This is a genomic window from Rhodococcus sp. AZ1 (assembly GCF_054979605.1).
This window is the reverse complement of sequence record NZ_JBUEQF010000003.1, coordinates 25,436-50,758: the sequence shown is the minus strand read 5'-3', so window position 1 is coordinate 50,758 and position 25,323 is coordinate 25,436. Positions and strand designations below refer to the sequence as shown.

Genomic DNA, 25,323 nt, shown 5'->3' with positions numbered 1-25,323 from the left:
GCGGTCGTCGATCACTGTTCGTCAAGAAAGCGAGTTAAGGCGATGCGTCTCGGTACATCAGGTTCGGCGGCACCGAGCCGCAGATTCCTCGCCGCGGTCGCCGCGGGGCTCGTCCTGCCCCTGGCCATCGGCGGTGCAATCTCCCCGGCCGGTGCGCAGCCCGCCGCCACACCCACCCCCGTGACCACGACCGCCCCTGCGCCGACCACCACCCCGGCACCCACCACCACCGCGCCGCCGACCACCACGGCGCCGGCCGCGACCCCCACCACCGACCCCGCTGTCGTGCCCACCACGACAGCCCCGCCCCCGCCCGCCGCGCCGACCTCCGTGCCGGTCGCCGAGCCGGCACCGGCAGCGGCACCGTTGGCCGCGCAGGCCACCGCAGCTCCGCCGTCGACCGTTCGCTGGATCACCGACCGCCGCGTGGCGATCACGGTGAACTCGCCGTCCATGGGTGCGCCCATCCAGGTGCAGATCCTGCTCGCGCGCGACTGGAACAAGAGCCCGCAGGCCGTCTTCCCGTCGGTGTGGATGCTCGACGGGTTGCGGGCGCGCAACGACGAGAACGGATGGACCCTCGAGACCGACGCCGCATCCTGGTTCGCCGACAAGAACGTCAACGTCATCCTGCCCATCGGTGGGCAGTCCAGCTTCTACAGCGACTGGCAGCAGCCCGACAACGGCGTGAACTACCAGTGGGAGACGTTCCTGACCAAGGAACTGCCGCCCGTTCTCGAGGGCTCGTGGCGCACCAGCAAGATCCGTGCGGTCGCGGGTCTGTCCATGGGCGGGACCGCCGCGATGGCTCTCGCCGCCCGCAATCCCGGCTTCTTCAAGTTCGCCGCCTCCTACTCGGGCATCCTCACCACCACCACCCTGGGCATGCCTCAGGCCGTGGCGTTCGCGATGCGCGACGCCGGGAACTTCGACGCGAACAAGATGTGGGGCCCGCCCAGCGACCCGGCGTGGGCAGCCCACGATCCCTACTCCCTCGCCGACAAGCTGCGGGGCGTGAGCATCTACGTCTCCAGTGGTAGCGGCCTGGCCGGTCCGTACGACCAGCCGTCGGGAATCCCCGGGATCAGCACCAACACCGCGGGCACGGGCCTCGAGATCCTTGCGCGTCTGACGTCGCAGACGTTCGCCACGCGACTGAACCAGCTCGGCATTCCCGCGTCGATCAACTACCGCCCGTCCGGTACGCACACGTGGCAGTACTGGAACTTCGAGTACAAGCAGTCGTGGCCGCAGATGGCCGCCGCGCTCGGTGTCGAGGTCGGCAAGCCCAACTGTGGCGTCAGCGGTGCGATCGCCGGCGTGGTGGCGGCCAACGGGTTCCTCGGCGACTGCCTCACCGACCCCTACCCGGTGACCGGCGGGACGGCTCAGGACTTCCGCTTCGGTCGCGTGTTCTCCTCCGACGCGGGAACCGCTGCCGTCGCCGGTGCGATCGGCGGCGCGTACCAGGCCATGAAGGGCCCCGACAGCCCGATCGGCCTGCCGACCACCAACGAGCTCGTCGCGCCCGACGGCCGCGGACGCTTCAACTCGTTCCAGAACGGGATGATCTACTGGACGCCGCAGACCGGCGCCCACGCCGTGCGCGGCGCGATCCTCGCCGAATGGGCCGCACAGGGCTACGAGCGCGGACCGCTGGGATACCCCGTCGCCGACGAGGTGGCCACCCCGAGCAAGCCGGGCGCGGTCCAGGGCTTCGAGATCGGCGCCATGTACTGGAGCCCGAACAACGGCGCGCGCGCGGTCCTCGGGCGCATCATGGCCAAGTACGCCTCGATCGGGTTCGAGAACAGCCCCCTGGGCTTCCCGCAGACCAACGAGATCCCGGTCCGCGACGGCGGCAGGTTCACCCAGTTCGAGGGCGGCAACATCTACTGGTCGCCGATCACCAACGCCTGGGTCGTCCTCAACGGACCGATCTTCGACGCCTGGAAGAGCGTCGGTTACGAGGCGGGCCGCATCGGCTACCCGATCAGCGACGTCTTCCCGATCGCCGGCGGGGTGCAGCAGAACTTCCAGTTCGGATTCATCACGCTCAAGAACGGACAGACTCAGGTTCTGCCCTGATCGTCGGGTGACACCGGGACTCGTGGTCGTCGGCCACGAGTCCCGGTGGATCCGCGACCAACCCACAGAGTTATCTCAGGCTCGGTCGGTACCGTCGCGAACGGCCGAATCGCTCCGACCGACCGCCCCGGCACCGTTCTCGACGAAAGGACAGCGGATGACCGCCTACCGTGCACCGCTTCGTGTCGCCGCCGCGACGGCCGCGTTCGCCGCAGCTCTCGCGTTGGCAGGCTGCTCCGGTAACGACTCCACTGCCACCGGTAAGCCGAGCACCACCAACCCCGGCGCCCCCGCCACCACGGCCCCGGTCGTCCCCACCGAGGGCACCGCCGGCGGCAACGATGTCGCAGCCACCGCGCCGCCGGAGCAGCCGCAGCCCGTACCCTCCGGGTTCCCCGGTCCCACCGACGTCCAGATCGATGCGCGCGGGCAGAGGTTCCTCGATGCGCTCAAGGCTGCGGGCGTGACGGTGACAGGAACCGGTGATATTGCCATCTCCACCGCCAACTACATTTGCGCAGCCAAGCGCGACAACGTCGATCCCGCCGCCATCGCCACGATCGTCAAGGCCAGTGTGGGCTCGGAGGCCGTCGCCACCGGCGCGACCCTGTCCGACGACCAGGCCGGTGCGCTCGCGCAGAAGTACATCGACACCGCATCCTCTGCGTACTGCAGCTAGGACCGTCCCAGATGTCGGCTCGAACCACCCGTAGGCGCTCGCCCTGGCGATCGATCGTCAAGCTCCTGGTGATCCTGCTGGTGCTGGTCGTGGTGGCCGTCGCCGCGTGGTACCTGCTCGCCGGGCGCCTGCGCACTCCCGCACCCACGCCGGGCCCACCCGCCGCGCAGCCTCCGCCGACGTCGCAGCCGGCGTCGTGTCCCGACGTGTTCGTGCTGGCGATCCCCGGAACCTGGGAGTCGCGTGACGGAGACGACCCCTACAACCCGACGGCCAATCCCGCATCGCTGATGCTCAACGTCTCGCGCCCGCTGCAGCAGCAGTTCGCGCCCGCGCGGGCGGAGATCTACACCCTGCCGTACGTCGCGCAGTTCTCGAATCCGATCGCGATCCCGCCGGATGGTCAGGCCTCCTACAACAACTCCCGCTCGGAGGGCACCGCTGCCGCCGACGCCATCCTCACCGCTCGTCGCACCGCGTGCCCGCTGACCAACTTCGTGCTCACCGGTTTCTCCCAGGGCGCCGTGATCGCCGGCGACGTGGCCGCAGCGATCGGCGCGGGCACCGGGCCGATCGCGCCGCAGAACCTCCTCGGAGTCACCCTCATCGCCGACGGTCGACGCGACGGAACCAGCGCCAAGGAGGTCGGCCCGCCGGCCGACGGCGTCGGTGCGGAGGTGGCTCTGGGTGGTCTCGACGTCCCGGGCATCACGTTGACCGGTGCTCGCCAGGGCGGGTTCGGGACGGTCGCCGATCGGGTGAACACCATCTGCGCCGCCGGTGACCTGGTGTGCGCGTCGTCCCCGGATGCCATGTCGCTCAGGAACATTCCGGGTTCACTGGTCACCCTGGCTGCGGCTGCGGGAAATCCGGTGCACTCGCGGTACGCGTCGTACGTGGTGGATTCGGCGGGGACGACGGCCACCGAGTGGACGGTGCGGTGGGCGGCCGGGCTGATCTCCGCAGCGCCTGCCCCTGCACATTCCTGACGGTCATCCTTACCATTTCTGACACGGAGTCGGGTTCGGGACCGTCCAGCACGGGTTCGGAATCAGGCCCCGGGAGCGGTTACAGTGTTGCCTCGTCGTGATCTGCGGTGACGCGCAGTCGATGAAAGGGACATGAAACCGTCCATGCTCCAGGAGAAGGCTATGAGTTCAGGGGAAGCGCCCATTTCGGCGCCTGTCCGGCCGTTCAGGTTTGCCGCCAGTGGCGAGGGCAACCCCGAGGAAGGTGGCGCACGCAAGTTCGTCGCTCTCGCTCGGACCGCCGAGGAACTGGGCTACGACAGCTTCATGATCCCCGATCACCTGGGCAATCAGGTCGGCCCGATCGCCGCCCTCGGCGCCCTCGCGGTCGCGACCGAGAGGATTCGGTTGGGCACCGCGGTGCTCGCGAACCCGTTCCGCCACCCGGCGATCCTCGCGAAGGACGCCACCACCATCGATCAACTCTCGCGCGGACGGCTCGAGCTCGGTATCGGCGCTGGTTGGCTCAAGGACGAGTTCGGCCGCGCGGGGATCGACTACGACCGCCCCGGCGTCCGAATCGAGAAGCTCGACGAGGCCCTGACCATCCTCGACGTTCTCATGCGCGGTCAGGAGTGCACGTTCACCGGCAAGCACTACCAGGTGTCGGGGCTGCAGGGCAGTCCTCGTCCGCGCCAGGGTCCGCGCCCGCCGCTGATGGTCGGTGGCGGCGGACCACGCATGCTCGCGCTCGCGGCCAAACATGCGGACATCATTTCGCTCGTTCCCAGCACCACGGCGGAGGGCAGGCTCAAGCTCTCGGAGATCACCATCGAGAAGAGCATCGAGCGGGTCGAGCACATTCGCGCGTGTGCGGGGGACCGGTTCGCCGACATCGAGCTCAACTGGACCATCACCACCATCGTGATCTCCGACGACCGTCGGCAGACCGCCGAGATGGCCTTGACCGCCCTCGACCAGGGCATGATGCCGAACATGGAGGTCGACACCGCCCTGAGCGTGGACGACATCCTCAACTCCCCCTACGTCGCGATCGGGACGTTCGAGGAGATTGCCGATCAGATCCGTAACGTTCGCGCGCTCACGTCGATGTCCTACGTGGGGGTTTTTCCGACGCAGATGGAAGCCTTCGCTCCGGTGATCGCGTTGTTGAAGGGTGAGTGAGCTTCACGGTGTCAGTGCGTAGTGCCGCAGATCCGGTCGGCGGCAGATCCGGTTGGCAGAACGAGCCACAGTGTGCAGGTACGATTCTTGTGATTCTCACAGGTTTCGTTCGCAGCTGTCGGGCTACGTGAGCCAGCAAGTAGTATCGCGCGCTGGTGCGGTTCAGAGTTGAACGACGTGCGCGACCAGGAACACTAGAGAACCATGATGTGGCGTGAGTACGGGGACAGTGCTCGGATCGCCTCGGCGCCGAGCCGCCCCGTTTCGGAGGAGCAACTATGACTTTTGTGTGGGATGACGTACTGGACCAGAGCGGTCGCATCGCGATCGACCACCACGACACCCTGGTGCGCCACGTCGAGAAGGCGGTCGAGAAGAACGGCGACAAGCTCGCCTACCGGTACCTCGACTACTCCACCACCCGCGATGGGGTCGTCCACGAGCTGACCTGGAGTGAATTCGGACGTAAGCTCCGCGCCGTATCGGTACGTGTGGGCCAGGTCACCAAGCCGGGCGACCGCGTGGCGATCCTCGCTCCGCAAGGTCTGGACTACATCGTCGCCTTCTTCGGTGCGGTGTACGCCGGCGCCATCGCCGTCCCCCTGTTCGACCCTGCCGAGCCCGGCCACAGCGACCGACTGCACGCGGTGCTCGGCGACTGCGAACCCACCGCCATCCTCACCTGCACCGCCTCCGCCGCCGGTGTTCGAGAATTCTTCCGCCCCCTTCCCGCCGCCAAGCGGCCCCGCGTGATCGCCGTCGACGCCATTCCCGACAGCATTGGCGAGAATTGGGTCGAGCACGTTGCGGACATGAATGACGTCGCCTATCTGCAGTACACCTCGGGATCGACCCGGGTCCCCGCGGGAGTGGAGATCACCCACCTCGCTGTGGGGACCAACGTGGTGCAGATGGTCGATGCCCTGGGTATCACCGAGGACACCCGTGGCGTTACGTGGCTGCCCCTGTTCCACGATATGGGCCTGCTCACGATCATCCTTCCGACGCTGCTCGGGCAGTACATCACCGTGATGTCGCCGCGCGCGTTCGTCCAGCGGCCGTGGCGGTGGATCAAGGAACTCCAGGCCGAGTTCGACGGTGCCCAGACGTTCGCCGCAGCCCCCAACTTCGCCTTCGAGCACGCCGCACAGCGCGGCCTTCCTCGCAATGGCGAGAAGCTCGATCTGTCCAATGTCGTGGGCCTGATCAACGGCAGCGAGCCCGTCACGGTGTCGTCGATGAAGAAGTTCAACGACGCATTCGGTCCGTACGGTCTGTCCAAGGCGGCGATCAAGCCGTCGTACGGGATGGCCGAGGCAACGCTGTTCGTCTCGTCCACTGCGCGCGGCCAGGAGGCCCGCGTCATCCACGTCGATCGGGACGAGCTCAACAACGGGCGCATCGTCAAGGTCGACGAGAGCCACCCGAACGCCTCCGCGCAGGTTTCCTGCGGGTACGTCGCACGTAGTCAGTGGGCGGCGATCGTGGACCCGGAGACCGCGTCGGAGCAGCCCGACAACACCGTCGGTGAGATCTGGCTGCACGGCGAGAACATGGGCAAGGGCTACTGGGGCCGTGAGCGTGAGTCCCTCGAGACCTTCCACAACCGGCTCGAGCACGCCCTCACCGAGGGCAGCCATGCGGCGGGCGCTCCCGACGATGCCAAGTGGATGCGGACCGGTGACTACGGGGTGTACGTCGACGGCGAGCTCTACATCACCGGTCGGGTGAAGGACCTGGTGATCGTCGACGGTCGCAATCACTACCCGCAGGACATCGAGTACTCCGCTCAGGAGTCGAGCCCGGCGCTGCGGCCAGGTTTCGTGGCGGCGTTCTCCGTTCCGGCCAATCAGCTTCCCGACGTGGTGTTCGTCCGCGGTACCGGGGGCCTGCAGAAGGACCCCGACGACGCCTCCGAGCAGTTGGTCGTGGTAGCCGAACGCGCGCCCGGTTCGGGCAAGGCCGAGCCCGGCCCCATTCTCGACGCTGTGCGCGCCGGTATCGCCGCCCGTCACGGTGTCACCGCTCGTGACCTGCTCCTGGTGCCGGCGGGCTCGATCCCGCGGACCTCGAGCGGCAAGATCGCGCGCCGGGCGTGCCGCCTGGCCTACATCGAGGGCACCCTTCGGGGCGGATACCAGCAGCAGTCGTTCCCCGATGCCGCAGTGGATCCCGCCGCGGACTCGCTCGAGTCGGTCTCCTCGGGAGCGACGGTGTCGGCCGCCGACGCGTCCGTGCAGGGGTAGGCGGGACAGAGACAGAGGCGCTCGCGGACGGTCATTCGTGGTCGATCGGTGCGCGAGATCAGAACGTGCTGTACCGACAACCGAGGTGAAGAAATGGCCGATCAGAGTAACTCCGGCGACATGACGGTGATGCAGTTGCGCGAATGGTTGCGCAACTGGGTCGCCGAGGCCACCGGTCAACCGCTCTCGGCCATTTCCGACGATCGGCCACTCGAGGAGTTCGGACTGTCCTCGCGCGACGCCGTGGCGCTCAGCGGGGACATCGAGGATCTGGTCGGGGTCACCCTCACGGCCACCGTCGCCTATCAGCACCCCACCATCGCCATGCTCGCCACCCGCATCATCGAAGGTGAGCCCGAGGGCGCCGGCACCGACGACGACTTCTACCTGACCGCACCGTCGGGCCGCGCCCACGATGTGGCGGTCGTGGGCCTGGCCACACGGTTCCCCGGTGCGGGCGCCACCCCCGAGTCGATGTGGGAGATGCTCGACGCCGGCCGCTCCGGAATCGGTGACCTGCCGGAGGGGCGGTGGGCGGAGTTCACGGCGGATCAGCGGGTGCGGGATCTGCTCGCCACCACCGTCACCAAGGGTGGGTACCTCGACGACGTCAAGGGCTTCGACAACGAGTTCTTCGCCATGTCCCCGCGCGAGGCCGTCAACGTCGATCCGCAGCAGCGCTTGGCGCTCGAGCTCACCTGGGAGGCGCTCGAGCACGCGCACATCCCGGCCAACGAGCTCAAGGGCAGCCGAACCGGTGTGTTCATGGGCAGCTCCACCAACGACTACCAGATGCTGGCACTCGGTGACTCCGAGCCGCACCCCTACGCCCTCACCGGCACCTCCACCGCGATCGTGGCCAACCGTGTGTCGTACTTCTACGACTTCCGTGGCCCCTCGGTCACGCTCGACACCGCGTGCTCGTCGTCGCTGGTCGCCGTCCATCAGGGTGTGCGCAGCCTGCGTGACGGGGAATCCGACGTGGTTCTCGCGGGCGGGGTCAACATGCTCCTCGCGCCGCCGGCCACCCTCGGTTTCGCGGCCACGGGCGTGCTCGCGCCGGACGGTCGAATCAAGGCCTTCTCGTCCGACGCCGACGGCATGATCCGCTCCGAGGGCGGCGGCATCGTGGTGCTCAAGCGTCTCGAGGATGCAGAACGCGACGGTGACACCATCTACGCGGTCATCGCCGGTAGCGCCGTCAATCAGGACGGCCGCTCCAACGGCCTCGCGGCTCCCAATCCCGATGCCCAGGCCGACGTTCTCCGTGACGCGTACCGCGACGCCGGGATCGTTCCCTCCGGAATCGACTACATCGAGGCGCACGGCACCGGGACCATCCTCGGCGACCCGATCGAAGCGGATGCACTCGGTCGCGTGGTCGGCCGCGGACGTGCGGACGACAAGCCGGTGCTGCTGGGCTCGGCGAAGACCAACTTCGGGCACCTCGAGGCGGCTGCCGGTGCGGCCGGGCTGATCAAGGTGGTGCTCTCGATGCATCACGATCACCTGCCCGCGTCCCTGAACTACGCCGGCCCCAACCCGTACATCCCGTTCGAGTCCGCACATCTGAAGGTGGTCGACACCGGTGCCGACTGGCCGCGGTACTCCGGTGTCGCCGTGGCCGGGATCTCCGGCTTCGGCTTCGGTGGAACCAACGCCCACGTCGTCGTCCGCGAGTACGTGCCCACGGCCGACGAGGCACCGGCCGTCGAGGTCACACCCGACGCCGAGCCCCGGCCGGTACTGCTGGCGGTGTCGGCTGCCATGCCGTCGCGTCGTCGCCGGGCCGCGTCCGATCTCGCCGACTGGCTCGAGACCGAGACGGGTTCGGTGACCCCGCTCGTCGACATCGCACGCACCCTCGCCTCGCGGAACCACGGCCGATCCCGCGCCGTCGTGCTCGCTCGCACCCACGCGGAGGCCATCACCGGTCTGCGTGCCGTCGCCGCCGGTAAGCCGTCGAGTGGTGTGTTCTCCGCGGATTCGCCCGCATCCAAGGAGTCGGTGTGGGTGTTCTCCGGCTTCGGTGCCCAGCACCGCCTGATGGCCAAGGACCTGTATGCGGCCGAGCCGGTGTTCGCCGCAGCCCTCGATCGGGTGGACGCGCTCATCGTCGACGAGGCCGGGTACTCGATCATCGAGATCGTCCTCGACGACTCGCTGACGTACGAGTTCGAGAACTCGCAGGTGGCGATCTTCGCGATCCAGGCTGCACTCGTCGACACCCTCACCCACTACGGTGCACGTCCGGCCGCGGTGATCGGGCACTCGATGGGCGAGGTGGCGGCGGCCTACGCCGTCGGCGGTCTCGGTCTCGAGGACGCGGTTCGCATCATCTACTCCCGCTCACGCCTGCTCGCCGAGGCGCAGGAGACCGGGACCGGTGCGATGGCGCTGGTGGAGTACTCCGCCGCCGACATCGGCGAGATGACCGATCAGTTCCCCGGCGTCGAGCCCAGTGTGTACGCAGCCCCCACCCACACCACTGTCGGTGGCCCGGCCGAGTCGGTGCAGAAGCTGGTCGACCTCGCCGTCTCGCTCGGCAAGATGGGTCGCGTGCTCGACGTGCGCGGCGCCGGACACACCTCGGCCGTGGACCCCCTGCTCGGTGAACTCACGGCGGAGCTGGCGGGTATCGAGCCGTCCCCACCGAAGATCGGTGTGTTCTCCTCGGTCCACCGCGAGGCGTACTACCGACCCGGGCACGAGCCGATCCACGGTCTGGACTACTGGACCACCGGCATGCGCTACCCGGTGTACTTCACGCAGGCGGTGCGCCAGGCCGTCGAATCCGGCTACACCACCTTCGTGGAACTGGCGCCCAATCCCATCGCCCTGATGTCCGTGGGCGCGACGGCCTGGGACGCCGGTGTTCCCGACGCGACGCTGGTGCCGGTGCTCAAGCGCAAGGAGTCCGAGCCCGAGACCTTCCTCGCAGCCCTGGCCACCCTGTACGTCCACGGGCACGCGGTGTCGTTGCCGACGCTGTACGGACCCGGTGCCTACGCCGACCTGCCGCGCACCGCGTTCGTCCGCAAGCCGCTGTGGATCGACTCGCGCGTCACTCTCATGGGTTCGGCGGTGCCGGACGGAACCATCGCTGTGGGCGGTGTTCCCGGTGCCCATGTCGCGCTGCCGGACGGTCGACACGTGTGGCAGACCTCCGCGTCGGCGGTCACCGACCTCGGCGGTCTCGTACGCGCCGCGGCCGATCAGGTGCTCACCGACGTCACCGTCGGGTCGGTGGTCTCACGCGCTCCGATCGCGCCCGACGCCACGCTGACCACCACGCTCACCCCGCATCTCGGTGGGGCGTCGCTGACCGTGCACGCCCGTGTCGGCGCGGACTTCGTGCTCGTCGCCGAGGGCGTGGTGGGGGCAGCCGGCAGCACGGTCGGCGCAGCCGAGGGCGTGGTGGGCGAGCAGGCGGTCGCTGTGCCCGCCGCCGTCCCTGCCGCAGCTGTGTCGCCCACCGCGGGGACCAGCAGCGCGTACGACGACGTCGTGCCCACCGACGAGACCTTCGATTCGGTCGCCGACCGCTGGGATCCGGAGGGCACCCAGACGCTGTCGGAGCGTCTGGCGATCATCGTCGCCGAGTCCATGGGCTACGCCGTCGAGGATCTCCCGCCGGAGGTTCCGCTGGTGGAGTTGGGCCTGGACTCCCTGATGGCGACGCGCATCAAGAACCGCGTGGAGTACGAGTTCGACATCCCGCAGCTGCAACTGCAGGCGGTGCGCGATGCGAGCCTGCGCGAGGTCGAGAAGTACCTGCGCTACGCCGTCGAGAACCGGGACGAGGTGGCTGCGCTGGCAGCGCAGCAGAACGGGTCGTCGGGCGAGGCCGATGTCATCGACCTCGCGGCTCTCGCTGCCGAGAAGGAGGCCGCCGCCGCCGCTGCGGTCGCCGAGGCGTCCGACGCCACCGCCTCCGAGGCGTCCGATGTCACTGTGACGGCCGAGGTTTCCGCCGAGCCGGATTACAGCTCGGCGACCGTCCCCGATCTCAGCGATGTCGTCGACACCAACGCCGGTGACGTCGCGCCCCGCGACGCGGCCGAGCGCCTGACGTTCGCGATGTGGGCGGTGGTCACCGGCGAGTCGGCCAAGGGCATCTTCAACACCCTCCCGGTGCTGCCGGAGGAGACGGCGGAGAAGCTCGCGACGCGGCTGTCCGAGCGCGTCGACGGCGAGATCACCGTCGACGACGTGCTCGACGCCGAAACCATCGAGTCACTGTCGAACACCGTCCGCGAGTTCCTCGAGTCCGGTGAGGTCGAAGGTCTGGTGCGCACCCTGCGGGCGCGCGAGGAGGGTTCCGACGCCGTGCCGGTGTTCGTGTTCCATCCCGCCGGTAGCTCGTGCGTGGTGTACGAGCCGCTGCTGCGTCGACTGCCCGCAGGGACCCCGATGTACGGTCTGGAACGGTGCGAGGGATCGATCGACGCCCGGGCCGCGGAGTACGTCCCGATCCTGCGCGAGATCCAGGGCGATGGCCCCTACGTGCTGGTGGGCTGGTCGCTCGGTGGGGTGCTCTCCTACGCCGTCGCGCGGCTGCTGCGCGAGCAGGGTGCGGACGTGCGCGTCGTCGGCCTGATCGACACGGTCTTCCCGTACGAACCGATCCCGGAGGACCCCGACGAGGTCGCCGAGCGGTGGAAGCGCTACGCCAAGGTCGGTGAGCGGCTCTACAACGTGGAGATGCCGCTGCCGTTCGACAAGCTCGCCGAGGCGGACGACGAGGGTCAGATCAGGATCGTCCTCGACATGCTCAAGCTCAGCGGCAACAAGGTGCCCAGCGGCATCATCGAGCACCAACGCACATCGTGGTTGGACAACCGTGCCATTCAGACCGCCGACCCGGGCCACTACGGGGGCCAGGTCACTCTCTACATGGCCGACAAGTACCACGACGACGCGATTGCGCTCGAGCCGCGCTACGGCAAGCGCCGACCCGATGGTGGGTGGGGCCCGTACACCGACAACCTCGAGGTCGTCTACATCGGGGGCGACCACCTTGCCGTGATCGACGAGCCGTACATTGCGAAGATCGGTGCAGACCTGAGCGTGAAGTTGAACGCTCTCACCTTTGCGGCCCAGGGAAAGTGAGACGACGAGCGTGAGCGCCACGACAGCGAACCGGTTGGAGCAGCTTCGCGACAGGCTCGAGCTCGCCCGCGAACCGGCCGGTGAGGTTGCCGTCGCGAAGCGGGCGGCGAAGGGCATACCCAGCGCCCGCGAGCGCATCGAGATGCTCCTCGATCCGGGATCGTTCGTCGAGATCGGAGCGCTCGTCCGTGCCCCCGGCGACCCGAAGGCCCTCTACGGCGACGGGGTGGTCACCGGGCACGGCACCATCGACGGCCGTCCGGTCGCGGTGTACTCCCACGATCAGACGGTGTTCGGCGGAACCGTCGGCGAGATGTTCGGCCGCAAGGTCGCGCACATCATCGAGTTCGCGGCGTCCGTCGGGTGCCCCTGCATCGGCATCAACGACTCCGGCGGCGCTCGCGTGCAGGACGCCGTCACCTCCCTGGCGTGGTACGCCGAGCTGGGTCGTCGCCAGGAACTGCTGTCCGGTGTGTGTCCGCAGATCTCGGTGATCCTCGGCAAGTGCGCCGGCGGTGCCGTCTACGCCCCGATCAACACCGACATCATCGTGGCCACCGAAGAGGCCTACATGTTCGTCACCGGTCCCGACCTGATCAAGTCGGTCACCGGCGAGGAGGTGAGTCTGCACGATCTCGGCTCGGCGCGTCAGCAGGCCATCAACGGCAACGTGCACCATGTGGCCGCCGACGAGAAGGCCGCCTTCGAGTGGGTGCGTACCTACCTCTCGTACTTCCCCTCGAGCTGCAACGAGGAGCCGGTGATCATCAACCCGGGCCTCGAACCGGAGATCACCGAGGACGACCTGTTCCTGGACACCTTCATGCCCGACGCCGACAACGCCGGCTACGACATGCACGACATCCTGCTGCGCATCTTCGACGACGGCGACTTCTTCGAGGTCACCGCCCAGACCGCGCACAACGTGATCACCGGCTTCGCCCGTGTGGACGGCCGGCCGGTGGGCATCGTCGCCAACCAGCCGCTGCATCTGTCCGGCGCTCTCGACGCGGCCAGCGCCGACAAGGCCGCGCGGTTCATCTGGAACTGCAACGCCTTCAACATTCCGCTGGTGCTGATCACCGACACCCCCGGTTTCCTGCCCGGGCTCGACCAGGAGCGCGTGGGTGTGATCAAGCGCGGCGGTCGCTTCATCTTCGCGTTCGTCACCTCGACGGTGCCCAAGGTGACGGTGGTGGTGCGCAAGTCCTACGGCGGCGGCTACGCGGTCATGGGTTCCAAGCAGCTCGGCGCCGACATCAACTTCGCCTGGCCCACAGCCCGCATCGCCGTCATGGGCGCCGAGGGTGCCGCGGCGATCATGGCCCGCAAGGCCATCGCCGAGGCCGGCGACAACGCCCCCGCCGTCCGCCAGGCCTTCATCGACTTCTACAACGAGCACGTCGCCACCCCCTGGATCGCCGCCGAACGGGGCTACGTCGACGCTGTCATCAAGCCGTCGGAAACCCGCCTGCAGATCCGCCAGGCCCTGCGCATCCTGCGCGACAAGCCCCACACCGCCCAGCCCCGCAAGCACTTCCTCTTCCCCGTCTAGCCCCGGTTTTTTTGTACCCAATGTGACATTCGGTCACCTGAGATGACCGAATGTCACATTGGGTACGCCTACTAGCGGCTGCGGACCCGTAGGTTAGGGCGGGGGCGGGAGCGAGCGCGCCCGATTGCGGCCGAGAGGTGCGCGATCACCGTGCGCGGTTCGCGCTGGATCTGGCGCGGCAAGTGAGTGACGACCACGATTCCCGCAGCTTCCATTCGCTGACGACGGGCGAGGGTGTGTTCGTGATCGCTCGGCGTGAGGTGATGTTGGAGGGAATCGATCTCCCAGGCGAGGGCGATGTCGTCGATCCAGCCGTCCGGGCGACAGAGAAAATGCCCGTCGACGTCGAACACGTCGACGTTGTGGACCATCGCGGGTAGGTCGTGTTCGCGGTAGAGCTGTTGCGCCGCGATTTCCGCGACAGAGTGGGCATCGGCGCCCAGTTCACGCAGCACCGAGCGGGAAAGGGCGCTGCCACGGTCGCTACCAGCGTTCAATTCGGCCATCAACCCCGATACCGACGCGTCACCGCGCTGCACCACGGCGCTGAGAAGGGCTCGGCAGGAGTTGCGGTTGGTCAGCCGACGACTGGAGTCGAGAACGGCCCGGTCGACCGGTGCGCAGTCGAACACGTCTCGGACCACGGCTTTCGGTGGGCGCCACGTGCGCTCGATCAGCACGAACGAGGCCGAGGCCCTGAACCGCTCCTGTGGCAGGAGCATGTGTATGCGATCACGCTCGGTCACTGCGTACCCATGCAGTGCCAGGGCAGCGTGCCCTGTGAAGAGGGCCTTGTCGCCGGCATAGATCTGAGCCGCGAGTAGTCGTTGCCGATGCGACGGAATACCGTTGTGCAGCAATACAACTCCGGGGAGCATCCGCTGCCAACGCCCGCCCGGTGCGCACTCGGCGACGATGGTGTTGGGCCTGACGCCGAGCTCCTTGATGGCCGCAGTGGCGATGATTCCGTCAGCGCTGCACTCGCGCAGCATGGTGGTCAGCGAATATCTCATCGGATCAGCGTGCCTTGGCGGGCCCGCGTACACAGCCCCACAACCTCAGCCTGTGGACAACCGTCTGGACTATCCAGAGATCACCCGGTCGCCCTTGCGCAATCTTGCGTCCGGCTGTACCCAATGTGACATTTGGTCAGCAGAGGTGACCAAATGTCACATTGGGTACACAGACCCGCCGCCCTAGAAGACGCGGAGGGTGCCGGGTTGCCAGAGGCCGGAGCGGGTGGCGGTGCCGGTGTCGACGGTGGCGGGGGTGGCGTCGGGGAAGTAGGGGTCGTAGCGCTCGAGGGAACCCCAGTCGCGGGCCCAGTCGTCACGCAGGTACGTGGGGATGGTGGTGGAACTGGCCAGCATCTGGGTGAAGCCGAGGGGCCCGCCGTTCTCCGCGGCCTGCCAGGTGTCGGTGGAGGACACGGCGAGGGGACGGTCGGGGAGGATGCGGTAGTTCGGCACCTCGGCGACACCGGCGCTGTGGTCGAAGGGTCGCTGGCACGGGAACTGCAGCCCGACGGCCCAGTCGAGGAGCACCGGCTGGGTGCTGCCGATGTAGGACTGCAGTGTCTGCAGCTTCGGCGCGCGTGGCGGGGTGAAGGCCAACCACTGGTCGCCGATGAGGATGGGGTCGTTGGCGACGATGCGAACGGCGTCGGAATCGGGTGCCAGGGCGCTGCGCGGGATGCGCAGGTTGCGCCAGGACGGGGCGGGGCCGATGTCCTGCGGCATGTACATCCCCTGCGGGGTGATGGTGCCGTCGGCGTTGCGCTTGCCGTACTCGACCATCAGCGACTGGCCGTAAGTGATGGCGCCGGAGATGGGATCGCGGGAGAAGATACGGCCGGCGGCGCTGACCACGATCAGCGGTCGATCCTCACCGGCTGCGGGCAGGCCGTACCAGTCCGAGGTGGCTTTGGCGGGTTCCTGCACCCCGTCCTGGTAGGACCCGAGGACGGGAGTGGTGGCGGGGTCGAGGCCGAAGGGCAGTTTGGCGCTCGAGCCGTTGACGCCGATCGCGCCGATGCCGCCGGCAGTGCCCGAGGACTGGCCCTTCTCGAAGTTGGCGCCGATGTTCTGCTGCGCGGTGTTGCCCTGTCCGGGCTTGACCTCGACGGCGTCGGCGCTGATGTCGGTGGGAATGCCGTTGGGGGAGAAGCCCGTCGGGTTCGCACCACCGAGTGGTCCGGTGGCGGGGTCGGCGGGGTTCGCCGGATCGGGCAGCGGGGTGAGGATGCCGTCGTTGGGGTTGGGTTCGACGAGGACGTCGTTGGCCAGGCCGCAACTGTTGCCGCCGAAGACGGCTTCGATGTTCGAGCGGGCCAGGGAGTAGCCGGGGTACTGGGTGACCGCGCCCTTGGCAAGCGAGAGCACCTCGAAGAGCACCATCAGGCCGGCGACGACGGTGAGTGGCGCGGCGGCGAACTTGCGTATCCGGCGGCCGCGCACCGTGCCTGCTCGTGGTTGCGGCGGCGCGAATCCCTCACGCAGGTACTGCCAGCCCGCGAGGGCGAGGACGAGCGCGAAGAGCACCAGCAGCACGGTGTTGGACTGGATGCCCGCCAGTGCGACGGTCTTGTCGAACCACGGCACGCCGTAGCTCGAGACGTACCAGTACCCGTTGATGCCGGAGAACGAGAACGCCAGCACCAGCATCAGGCCGGCCGCGAACATGGTGCGGTTGCGGCGGGTGCGCAGGGCGGTCGACGACACCGCGACGGCGGTCAACGCGGCGAGCGACCCGGCGATACCGGCGTAGGCCCCGAAGTGGTGGGTCCACTTGGTGGGGTTGAACATCATGAAGAAGATGGTTCCGAAGACGACGCCGATCAGGCGCCACGCCGGCCCCGACGGGACGCCGGGGATGCGCTTGCGGCGCAGCAGCACCACGACAGCGGTGAACAGGCACAGCAGCATCGTCAGGAACGCGAAACGCCGTGCGAGAGAACCGTCGACGGTCTGCACGGACAGGAAGTAGTACCGCAGGAAGTCGTTGTACCAGGGCTCGTTGGGGCCGATGAGGGTGCGAACCCGGGTGGACTCCATGACGGCGGCGTAGGTCTGGTCGCCGAAGACGACGATGAGCACCAGCAACCCGGCCGACGCGATGGGAGCGATGAGGGCGAGGGTGCCCACCTGGCGGTGGCGGCGGACGACGATGCGTGTCAGGGGCCGGATGCCGGTGAGGATCGCGGCCACACACATCAGGCCCGTGGGCGCCGCAGCGAGCGTGAATGCGCCGACGATGGCGGCGACGGCGGCCGGTAACAGCCTGCCGGTGGCGATGGCGCGTTCGATCGAGCACCACGTCAGCAGCGCGCCGAGCGCGACGATGGGCTCCGGGCGCAGGCCGTTGTTGTAGGGCAGCCAGAAGGCCAGGAACACCAGTCCGCCGGTCCACACCGCGACGTTGCTCATCCTGACGGCGCGACCCAGACGCGGAACCACCTCGCGGCTGATCAGCAGCCAGCACACGATTCCGGCGATCAGGGCGGGCAGGCGCATCCACGGGCTCGCGGTGGAGATGCGCGCGAAGGCGCCCAGCACGTCGTAGTACCAGCCGAAGGGCGCCTCGGGCACACCGAACCAGCGGAAGTAGTTGGCCATGTAGCCGGACTTCTCCGACACCCGCGCCATGGTGAGCAGGTACCCGTCGTCGGAGGTGTTGGCTCCGATGAAGTGCCAGCCGACGAGTGTGCCGACCACGGTCATGTCGACGCCGTTGAACTTCCACCACCGCGGCGGCAGGAAGTTGCGGTGCCCGCGTCCGTCGGTGCCGTCGAGACGACCGAGCGCGATCAGGGCGATGAGCGTGCACAGCACCGCCAGGACCATCGCGGTGAGCTTGATCAGCGTCGGGCTGGTGGTGAAGCGCGAGTCGACGGTCATCGTCAGCGACAGTCCGGGCTGCGCTGCGGCAGGGCCGCTGAGGTCACTGAACACGCCCACCACCTGGGGGCGCAGGTCGCCGGGCAGCGACCCCGCCCGCGGGGCGCCCTGCGGGTCCGTCAGGCCCGTGAAGGCGGCGGTGGTGGCGTCGATGGTCGAGGTGAACTCGATCGACGTGCAGGCGGGCGAGGCGACCTCGGCGCGCGGCGCGGTGGCCACCACGACGTTGCGGTCGAGGACGTCGACGTTGTCTGCGCCAACACGAACGAACATGGCGTTCAGAGGGGCGCCGTCACCGCGCGCCGGGGCGGTGGAGAGCAGGATGCCGCCGGCCGCCGGGAGCGCGCGCACCGCGGCGCACGGGACCGAGGCGCGGATGTCGTCGGGCACCTGGGACATCAGGGGCGCGGTGACGTCGGCTATGCGGTCGTTCTGCGGCCAATTCACCGTGGCGGTGGTCTGCGTGACGGGCAGGAACGGCGTGAGGACCGCGAAGAGGGCTCCGAGCAGACCCACGACGATCGCCACGAGGCGGGTCGTGCGGTACTGGGCGCGGTAGTCCACGTCGGCCGCGGGGTTGCTCGGGCGCTCCGCCGCGGCCGGCGAGAGGGATACGACATCTGACACGGACTGGATGTTATTCGACCGTGATGCAAAACCGTCTATCGGTACTTGATTAATCCTGGAGACCACAAACCAGACACATCACTCTTTGTGACATCCACCCGGGCCGGAACGGCCGAGGGGTCCATTGCGGTGAATTTCTCCAGTGAACCCCAGTCCCGAGCGAGGTCGTCACGCAGATACGACGGCACCGTGTCCGCCCGCAGCAGCAGCGGCGTCCACCCCAGGGGGCCGCCGCCGATGGCGTCCTGCCACGCGTTGGTGGAGTCGGCGCCGATGCGGTCGGGCAGGATTCGCCACTGCGGCACCTCGGCCACCCCGTCACGATGATCGAACGGTCGCTGGCACGGGAAGGCGAGTCCGACGGACCAGTCCAGCAGCACCGGGGCGGTGCGTCCGACCACGTCGTCGAGCGAGCGGGTGATCGGCATACGCGGCGGGGTCACGGCGAGCCACTGATTCGGGGACAGGTCGGGATCGTCGGCGACCAGTCGCACGGCGTTGGCCTCGGCCGGGATGCGATCGGCCGGCACCCGCACATTGCGCCACGACGGCTGCGGTCCGATGTCGAGCGGGACGACGGTTCCGAGGGATCGCACCGCGTCGCCGTCGATGCGCGCGAATTCCACCTGTAGCGATTGTCCGGGGGTCACCACACCGTCCTTGTCGACGGAGAAGATGCGCCCGGCGACGGCGACGGCGAGGAAGGTGCGCCGGTCGGTGGGCAGCGCGTACCACCCGCTTCGCAGGCTCGCGGCGCCCTGCGGGCCGTCGCTGTAGCTGCCCAGCACGGGCACCGTCGCCGGATCGAGTCCGAACGGCAAGCTCACCCGCGACCCGTTGACGCCCCTGGCCTGCTCGGATCCACCGCTGGTCCCGGCGGTGTTTAGCGAGCGGGTCTTGCCGTCGGTGGTGTCGATGGAGTTGGCGCCGCCGACAGTGGTGTTCTCGGTGTCGGCGGTCAGATCGGCCGCGACGCCGTCGGGGGTGAAGCCGGCGCTCTCGCTCCCGGCGAGGTGGTCCGCGCCCACGCCGGGGGTGGGCAGGGCGGGCAGGACGGACGCGGTGGGGTCCTGCTCGACCTCGACGTCGCGTGCCAGTGAGCAACTCTGGCCGGCGAGTGCGTCGAGGTTGGATCGGCCCACCGAGTAGGCGGGGTACTGGCTGACCGCGCCCTTGAGGAGCGAGAGCACCTCGAAGGCCACCACGAACGCGGCGATGACCGGCAGAGCAGCGCCGGAGAAGCGACGCGGGTGCGCCTGCTCCGCAGGGCGGAAGGGCGCCCGCAGGTGCTGGACGGCGGCCACGGCGAGGGTGAGCACGGTCAGCCCCAGCAGCAGAGTCGCGAAGCCCTTGCCGGCGATGGAGGGTGGCTTGTCGAACCACGGCACGCCGTAGCTCGAGACGTACCACCAGCCGTTGGACCCGGTGAAGGCGAGGGCGGTCAGGAACAGCACCGCCGCGGTGAACAGGGTGCGGTTACGTGGTGATCGGACGGTGACCGAGACCACCGCCACCGCGGTCAGTGCGGCGAGCGAGGCCGCCAATCCTGCGTACACGCCGAAATGGTGCGTCCATTTGGTCGGGGTGAACATCATCAGCGCCAGCGCGCCGACCACGATGCCCACGATTCGACGTGACGGGCCAATTGCCGTACCGGGAATGTGCCCACCTCGACGCAGCATCACCATCACGACGGTGACGAGGGACAGGAGCATCACGAACACCCCGAACCGGCGTGCCAGCGACCCGTCGGGAGAGATGGCGAGCAGGGCGTTCCACCGGTAGTACTCGTCGAACCACTTGACGTTGGGGCCGACGGCCGAGCGCACCCGCGTGGCCTCGAGCACCGAGGCCACGGTCTGGTCGGCGAACACGGCCGCGATCACCACGGTGCCGGCCGTGAGCAGCGGCGCGAGAAGCGCGGCGAATCCGACGGTGCGTGCGCGCCGCACGAGCAGCGTCAGCAGTGGTCGTGTGCCGGCCAGCAGCGCCGCGATGCAGATCAGCCCGGTGGGGCCGGCGGCGAGGGAGAACGCGGCGACGATCACCGCGACCGCGGCCGGGAGCAGTCTGCCCGTGGCGATGGCCCGTTCGATCGAGCACCAGGTCAGCAGCGCGCCGAGCGCGATGATCGGTTCGGGGCGCAACCCGTTGTTGAACGGCAGCCAGAAGGCCAGGAACACCAGCGCGGCGGTCCACACTGCGGTGCGCTGCGTGCGCACTGCGATGCCCAGCCGGGGGATCACCTCGCGACTGATGAGGAACCAGCAGGCCAGTGCGGCGACGAGGGCCGGAAGACGCATCCACGGGCTGGCCGTCGACACGCGCGTCAGCAGCGCCAACATGTCGTAGTACGGCATGCCGAAGGGCGCCTCCGGCACGCCGAACCACCGGTAGTAGTTGGCCATGTAACCGGCCTTCTCCGACACCCGCGCCATGGTGAGCAGGTAGCCGTCGTCGGAGGTGTTGGCGCCGACCACGTGCCACACGGCCAGCACCGCCACCACGACGGCGTCCGTTGCCCGCGGACGCCACCGCCGCGGCAGCACCGGCCGGGCCCGCCGACCGTCGGTGCCGTCGAGGACGTGCAGTGCGATCAGGGATGCGATCGTGGCGACCACGGCGAGCGCGATCGCAAGGATCTTCGCGACGGAGGGGGTGGAGGAGAAGCGGGAGTCGATGTCGACGGTCACCGCCAGCCCCGGCGGGGTGGGGCCGGTGAGCGTGGTGAACACACCCACGGTCTGGGGGCGCACGTCGGCCTCGACGGCGCCGATCACGCGGGGCTCGAGGCCGGGGGCGGTGAGGGTGGCGACGGTGCGGGTGCCGTCGGAGACCACGGTGAGGTCGGTGCACCGCTCACCTGCGAGGACGCTGGTCAGGACGCGGTCGCGAAGCACCACGTCGGCCCCGAGGTCGGTGCGGACGATCTGCAGTCCCTTGGCCCGCGCGTCGGGGGCGTCGGGGGCGACGGTGGAGACCAGGGTTGCGCCGGGGGTGGCCGCGGCGACCACCGAGCACGGCACGGTGGCCGCCACGCGCAGTGGTGCGTAGCTCACCAGTGGGGCCTGCACGCTGGTGAGCGAGTCGGCCTGCGGCCAGCTGATCGACGCGTCGTCCTGCTGCACCGGTAGCAGCGGGGTGACGATCGCCGCCAGTACGCCGAGGATTCCGGTGACGATCGCGACGATGCGCGCGGTCCTCATGCGCGCACCAGCTGCCGCACGTCCCACACGATCGAGCCGTCGACGCGTCGGCCGCTGAACCCGAGGAGGCTGTCGATGCTGCGTTGCAGCGCAGCGACGTTCTTGCCCGGCGGTAGCACCACGACGTCGGCCCTCCAGAATTTCAGGTCGTTCACCGCGGTTGCCCGCTGCTGGGCGGTGGCGGTGATGGCGACACCGGTGTTGCGAATATCGCCGAGCAGAAGCGCGGTCTCACGGTTGCGGGCGCCGTAGCGGGCCAGGTGTGGATCGTCGTCGCTCGGTCCGACGAAGTATCCGCCCGCGAGCGCGAATTCCGAGCCGTTCTCGTACTGCCAGCGCAGCGCGTCGGCGTCACTGGGGCTGGGGACGGGGACCACCACCACGGATCCGTCGTCGACGTAGTCGCGCCAGAAGCCGTCGGTGAAGAACTCGGGGATGGGTCCGCGATCGCTGACCGGCAGTGGGGTGGGGACCAGCGGCACCAGCGCCACGGCGACGACGGCGGCGAAGGTGAGCATTCTGGCCGCGACGCGCGAGGCGATCACCCGATCGGCGGCCAGGGCGATGATCAGCGCCATGGCCGGGACGGCCGCGAGCACGAAGCGAGTCTCGAGCACCGATTCGAGCAGTGGGTAGGTGTGCACCCGCTTGCCCGGCAGATCCACCGTCGTCGGGGTACCACCGATGCTGAGCACAGCTCCGAGCGATAGCACGATCATCACCACGGCCGTCACCGCCGCCGCTCGCGCCGAGACGGACCGCCACAGGTACACCGCGCACACCGCCGTCACTGCCAGCAGCGGCCAGCCGAGGTAGGCGTTCTGCTCGGTGCCGTTGATGGCCAGATCGGGCCCCGGGAACCACGTGCCGCCGAGTGCGGTGGGCGGGAAGGACGTGATGGCGAGCAGGTCGTTGCCCGGCAGTTCGTGATCGAGGTACGAGTACGACTCCGGGCCGTTGAACTGCCACCACACCGGCCAGGCCACCAGCGCACCGGCGATCGCGGCGGCGCCGAGCGCGGCCGGGACGAGGCGGGTGAGCATCGCGACGGCGGCGCTGGGCCGCAGCAGCAGGTACGACGCGGCGAACACCGCGCCCGCGACCGCGCCGATCAGCAGCGGCTCCTCACCGAGCATCACCTGCCACGCGGCGAGCAGACCGGCGATCACCGCGTTGCGCGCCACCTGCTCGCCCCGCGCGATCCGCACCGTGGCCAGCGCGATCAGCGGCAGGGCCATCAGGAACACGAAGTTGGGGTGGGCGTTCGCGTGGGAGATCATGCCGGGGGAGAACCCGCAGATCAGGCCCCCGAGCGCGGCGGCGGTGCGCGAGGTGACGGCCACTCGTGAGAGCAGGTGGTACCAGGCGTAGGCGGTGGTGGCGAGCCCGGCGGTGAGCGCGCCGACGAACGCGACGGCCGGCCCGAACACCACGGTGATCGGCGTCATCGGCACCGCGAGGCCCAGCATCGCGGTGTTGGCCATCATGTTCACCCCGGACGGCGCGTTCTGCAGCGTCGAGAACAGCGGGTTCTCGAGCGTGGTCACCGCGTGCGCGGTCGCGGCGAAGAACCACTCCCACATGGTCTGGTCCTGACCGCTCAGGGTCAGGACCGTTGCCCGCGGCTCGGCCCACTGGCGCGAGAGCACGATGAATGCGAGGGCGGTGAACACGGCGGCGACGACGGCGTCCACACGTCGGCTGCTCCCAATGCCCCCTCGCCCGACTTCGGCCTCCCTCGGCACCCCGTGATCACCGGGTTGGTCGAGGGCCGGTCGGGGGGGCGCGGACCGGTGGGCCGAGGAGGCGACGGGGGTGCGGCCGGAGGTCATGGGCGCATCCGGGTGATGAGGGTGAAGGGGCCGATGTCCTGCACACGGAACTGCGGGTCGTCGAACACCGCGGCGTCGAAGGTCACCGTGTAGCGGCGCACGTTCGGGTCGTTGGGGTAGACGTCCTGAGCCAGGCGCAGCGTGTAGGTGGCGGTGCCGTCGTCGGCTGTCGCGCGGCGGACCAGGAACGCATCCGGCGCGCGCCACGGCGAGGAATCGAGTTCACTGATCAACTCGTCAGGGGTGGCGGCCATCGACCACTGCTCGATGGTGTCGGCGCGGGCGGCGTATTCGGCGAGGGGGTTGGCGTAGTGCGAGGTGGGCCCCTGGAAGCCGTAGTAGGGGTAGTAGGCCAGGAAGGTGGTGTCGGCGGTGAGCACCACGTTCTCGCGCGCAGGACGCCCCGTCGCCTCCCGCAGCGCCCGGTCGATCTCGGGGAAGTACGACGCCGAGTTCGGCTCCCGCTTGTCCGCGCGCTCACCGTTGCCGTCGGTGTCGGTGTAGGCGACGGTGATCTCGGTGGTCAGGATGCGGGGGATGTCCTGGGTGAACCCGAGCGCGCCGAGCACGGCCAGGCTCACCAGCACCAGACGCACCCGCGGCGACTCGTTGGTGGCCAGGTACATCGCCCTCGCCCCCTCGACGGTGCCGAACACCCCGGCAGCGCCCAGGATCAGGATCAGCACCGGTTCGAGGCGAAAGCCCAGCAGCGTGGTGCCCGCAGCGGTGGCGGCCATCGAGGCCAGAGCCCACACGTAGACCGCCGCCGCACCGATGCCCAACGCCTGCGCTCGACGAGAGTGCCTGATGCGCAACAGGATCCAGGTCGTACCGATCATCGTCGCCACCCCGGTCAGCGAGGCCTGCAGCATCGGCAGGGGCAGCTCGGCTCCGCTGTCGGGCAGGTAGTGCAGCGCCGTGCCGGCGGCGGCAGGGGTGCCGCGCAGCGCCGCGAGCAGGTAGGGCCCCCACACCGTCACGGCGATCACCGCGGCGATCACCGCCATCACGGCCAGCTTGGCGGCGGGGGTGAGCAGCGCGCGCCACGAGCCGCTGCGCCGCACCGCGATGGCAGCGGCCACCGCCGCCATCAGCGTCACGGCTGCGGCGGCGTAGCCGAAGTAGAGGGTGTAGAAGGTCGCGGCCACGCCGAGGAAGATCCCCACCCCCGCCGCGGCGGCCCAGCCGCCGGATCCGAAGCGCGCGAGCGCTCCCCACGCCAGCAGCAGCACCGGCGGGATCAGCACCGCGACCACCGCGCCGTAGGACTCGGGGGAGGCGTACGCCAGCGCGAACACGCTCACCCCGGCCGCGGCCAGCACCGCTGTGTCACGACGCACCAGCTGCGTCCACAGCACCAGCGCGAGAGTCGACGCGATGGCCAGCGAACCGATCGCCCACGGCTTGAACGCTTCCCAGCCCGCCAGCGAGAGAGCGTCGGCCACACGTCCGCCGAGCCAGAACCACCCGGCCGGGTAGTACGGCGGGATGCCGGCGTAGGTCATGTCGTGCAGCCCGGCGGAGTCGGTCAGACGCGTGAGGTAGGCGGTGCGGAACTCCTGGTCGACCGAGACACCGAAGAGGTAGAGCTTGGTGGCGGCCAGCGGCATCCCGAGGGTGACGGTGACCAGCGCCGACACGCCCACCCACGAGAAAAGTTTCGCGATCACCGGTGCTCGGCCGGCCCGCATCAGCCACACCGACACAGCGATCACCGCTGCGGCGGCCACCTGGCCGACGGTGGTGAGGGCGCGGGTGACGTTGGAGCCCGTGTACGCCGGCCACTGCACCAACGTCATGGCGTAGAGCCCGATCGCAGCCACCAGTGCCGCGACGACGGTGGCGGCGACGGCCTCGAGCGCCGTCGTACGTGCAGTGCGTACGGCTCGAGGTGCTGTCCGCGCCGCGCCCTGTGCTGATGCCCGCAAT

11 protein-coding genes and 1 pseudogene are annotated in these 25,323 nt (G+C 69.1%); 7 read left to right on the top strand and 5 right to left on the bottom strand.

The features are described 5' to 3' along the window. Window positions 1-42: 42 nt before the first annotated feature. From ACY48E_RS04690 to ACY48E_RS04660, 7 genes and pseudogenes are all read left to right on the top strand, one after another. Entirely contained in the window at window positions 43-2,088 is a 2,046-nt protein-coding gene (locus ACY48E_RS04690) for an alpha/beta hydrolase-fold protein (RefSeq protein WP_462870937.1), read from the top strand. A gap of 157 nt (window positions 2,089-2,245) precedes the next feature. After that, window positions 2,246-2,767 (top strand): DUF732 domain-containing protein, encoded by a 522-nt coding sequence (locus ACY48E_RS04685; protein WP_462870936.1) that lies wholly within the window; start codon window positions 2,246-2,248, stop codon window positions 2,765-2,767. Between the two features lie 11 nt (window positions 2,768-2,778). Next, complete coding sequence (locus tag ACY48E_RS04680; RefSeq protein ID WP_462870935.1) at window positions 2,779-3,756, top strand: cutinase family protein; 978 nt, start codon at window positions 2,779-2,781, stop codon at window positions 3,754-3,756. Between the two features lie 162 nt (window positions 3,757-3,918). Then, entirely contained in the window at window positions 3,919-4,920 is a 1,002-nt protein-coding gene (locus ACY48E_RS04675) for an LLM class F420-dependent oxidoreductase (RefSeq protein WP_462870934.1), read from the top strand. Between the two features lie 278 nt (window positions 4,921-5,198). Beyond that, window positions 5,199-7,082: pseudogene (fadD32, locus tag ACY48E_RS04670) on the top strand (long-chain-fatty-acid--AMP ligase FadD32); the annotation flags it as partial. A 204-nt stretch (window positions 7,083-7,286) separates the two neighbouring features. Then, the gene (gene pks13, locus ACY48E_RS04665) at window positions 7,287-12,278 is read left to right on the top strand and encodes a polyketide synthase Pks13 (protein ID WP_462871222.1); all 4,992 of its coding nucleotides are present in this window, start codon (window positions 7,287-7,289) and stop codon (window positions 12,276-12,278) included. 10 nt (window positions 12,279-12,288) lie between these two features. Further along, the gene (locus ACY48E_RS04660; protein ID WP_462870933.1) at window positions 12,289-13,833 is read left to right on the top strand and encodes an acyl-CoA carboxylase subunit beta; all 1,545 of its coding nucleotides are present in this window, start codon (window positions 12,289-12,291) and stop codon (window positions 13,831-13,833) included. Window positions 13,834-13,904: 71 nt separating this feature from the next. On the opposite strand, the gene ACY48E_RS04655 is transcribed toward ACY48E_RS04660, so the two are convergent. From ACY48E_RS04655 to ACY48E_RS04635, 5 genes are all read right to left on the bottom strand, one after another. After that, complete coding sequence (locus ACY48E_RS04655; protein ID WP_462870932.1) at window positions 13,905-14,846, bottom strand: hypothetical protein; 942 nt, start codon at window positions 14,844-14,846, stop codon at window positions 13,905-13,907. Between the two features lie 183 nt (window positions 14,847-15,029). Further along, window positions 15,030-18,356, bottom strand: coding sequence for an arabinosyltransferase domain-containing protein (locus ACY48E_RS04650; RefSeq protein ID WP_462870931.1), 3,327 nt, complete (start codon window positions 18,354-18,356; stop codon window positions 15,030-15,032). A 35-nt stretch (window positions 18,357-18,391) separates the two neighbouring features. Beyond that, window positions 18,392-21,562 (bottom strand): arabinosyltransferase domain-containing protein, encoded by a 3,171-nt coding sequence (locus tag ACY48E_RS04645; protein ID WP_462870930.1) that lies wholly within the window; start codon window positions 21,560-21,562, stop codon window positions 18,392-18,394. Continuing rightward, window positions 21,559-23,256 (bottom strand): glycosyl transferase, encoded by a 1,698-nt coding sequence (locus ACY48E_RS04640; RefSeq protein WP_462870929.1) that lies wholly within the window; start codon window positions 23,254-23,256, stop codon window positions 21,559-21,561. Before ACY48E_RS04640 ends, ACY48E_RS04645 begins: the two co-directional genes overlap by 4 nt. Before the next feature lie 134 nt (window positions 23,257-23,390). Next, the gene (locus tag ACY48E_RS04635) at window positions 23,391-25,322 is read right to left on the bottom strand and encodes an arabinofuranosyltransferase (RefSeq protein ID WP_462870928.1); all 1,932 of its coding nucleotides are present in this window, start codon (window positions 25,320-25,322) and stop codon (window positions 23,391-23,393) included. Window position 25,323: the final 1 nt, after the last annotated feature.

Excerpts from the sequence above, each read along its gene's own strand:
- ACY48E_RS04690 (WP_462870937.1), top strand. The coding sequence starts at position 43 with ATGCGTCTCGGTACATCAGGTTCGGCGGCACCGAGCCGCAGATTCCTC.
- ACY48E_RS04685 (WP_462870936.1), top strand. The coding sequence starts at position 2,246 with ATGACCGCCTACCGTGCACCGCTTCGTGTCGCCGCCGCGACGGCCGCG.
- ACY48E_RS04680 (WP_462870935.1), top strand. The coding sequence starts at position 2,779 with ATGTCGGCTCGAACCACCCGTAGGCGCTCGCCCTGGCGATCGATCGTC.
- ACY48E_RS04675 (WP_462870934.1), top strand. The coding sequence starts at position 3,919 with ATGAGTTCAGGGGAAGCGCCCATTTCGGCGCCTGTCCGGCCGTTCAGG.
- pks13 (WP_462871222.1), top strand. The coding sequence starts at position 7,287 with ATGACGGTGATGCAGTTGCGCGAATGGTTGCGCAACTGGGTCGCCGAG.
- ACY48E_RS04655 (WP_462870932.1), bottom strand. The coding sequence starts at position 14,846 with ATGAGATATTCGCTGACCACCATGCTGCGCGAGTGCAGCGCTGACGGA.
- ACY48E_RS04645 (WP_462870930.1), bottom strand. The coding sequence starts at position 21,562 with ATGAGGACCGCGCGCATCGTCGCGATCGTCACCGGAATCCTCGGCGTA.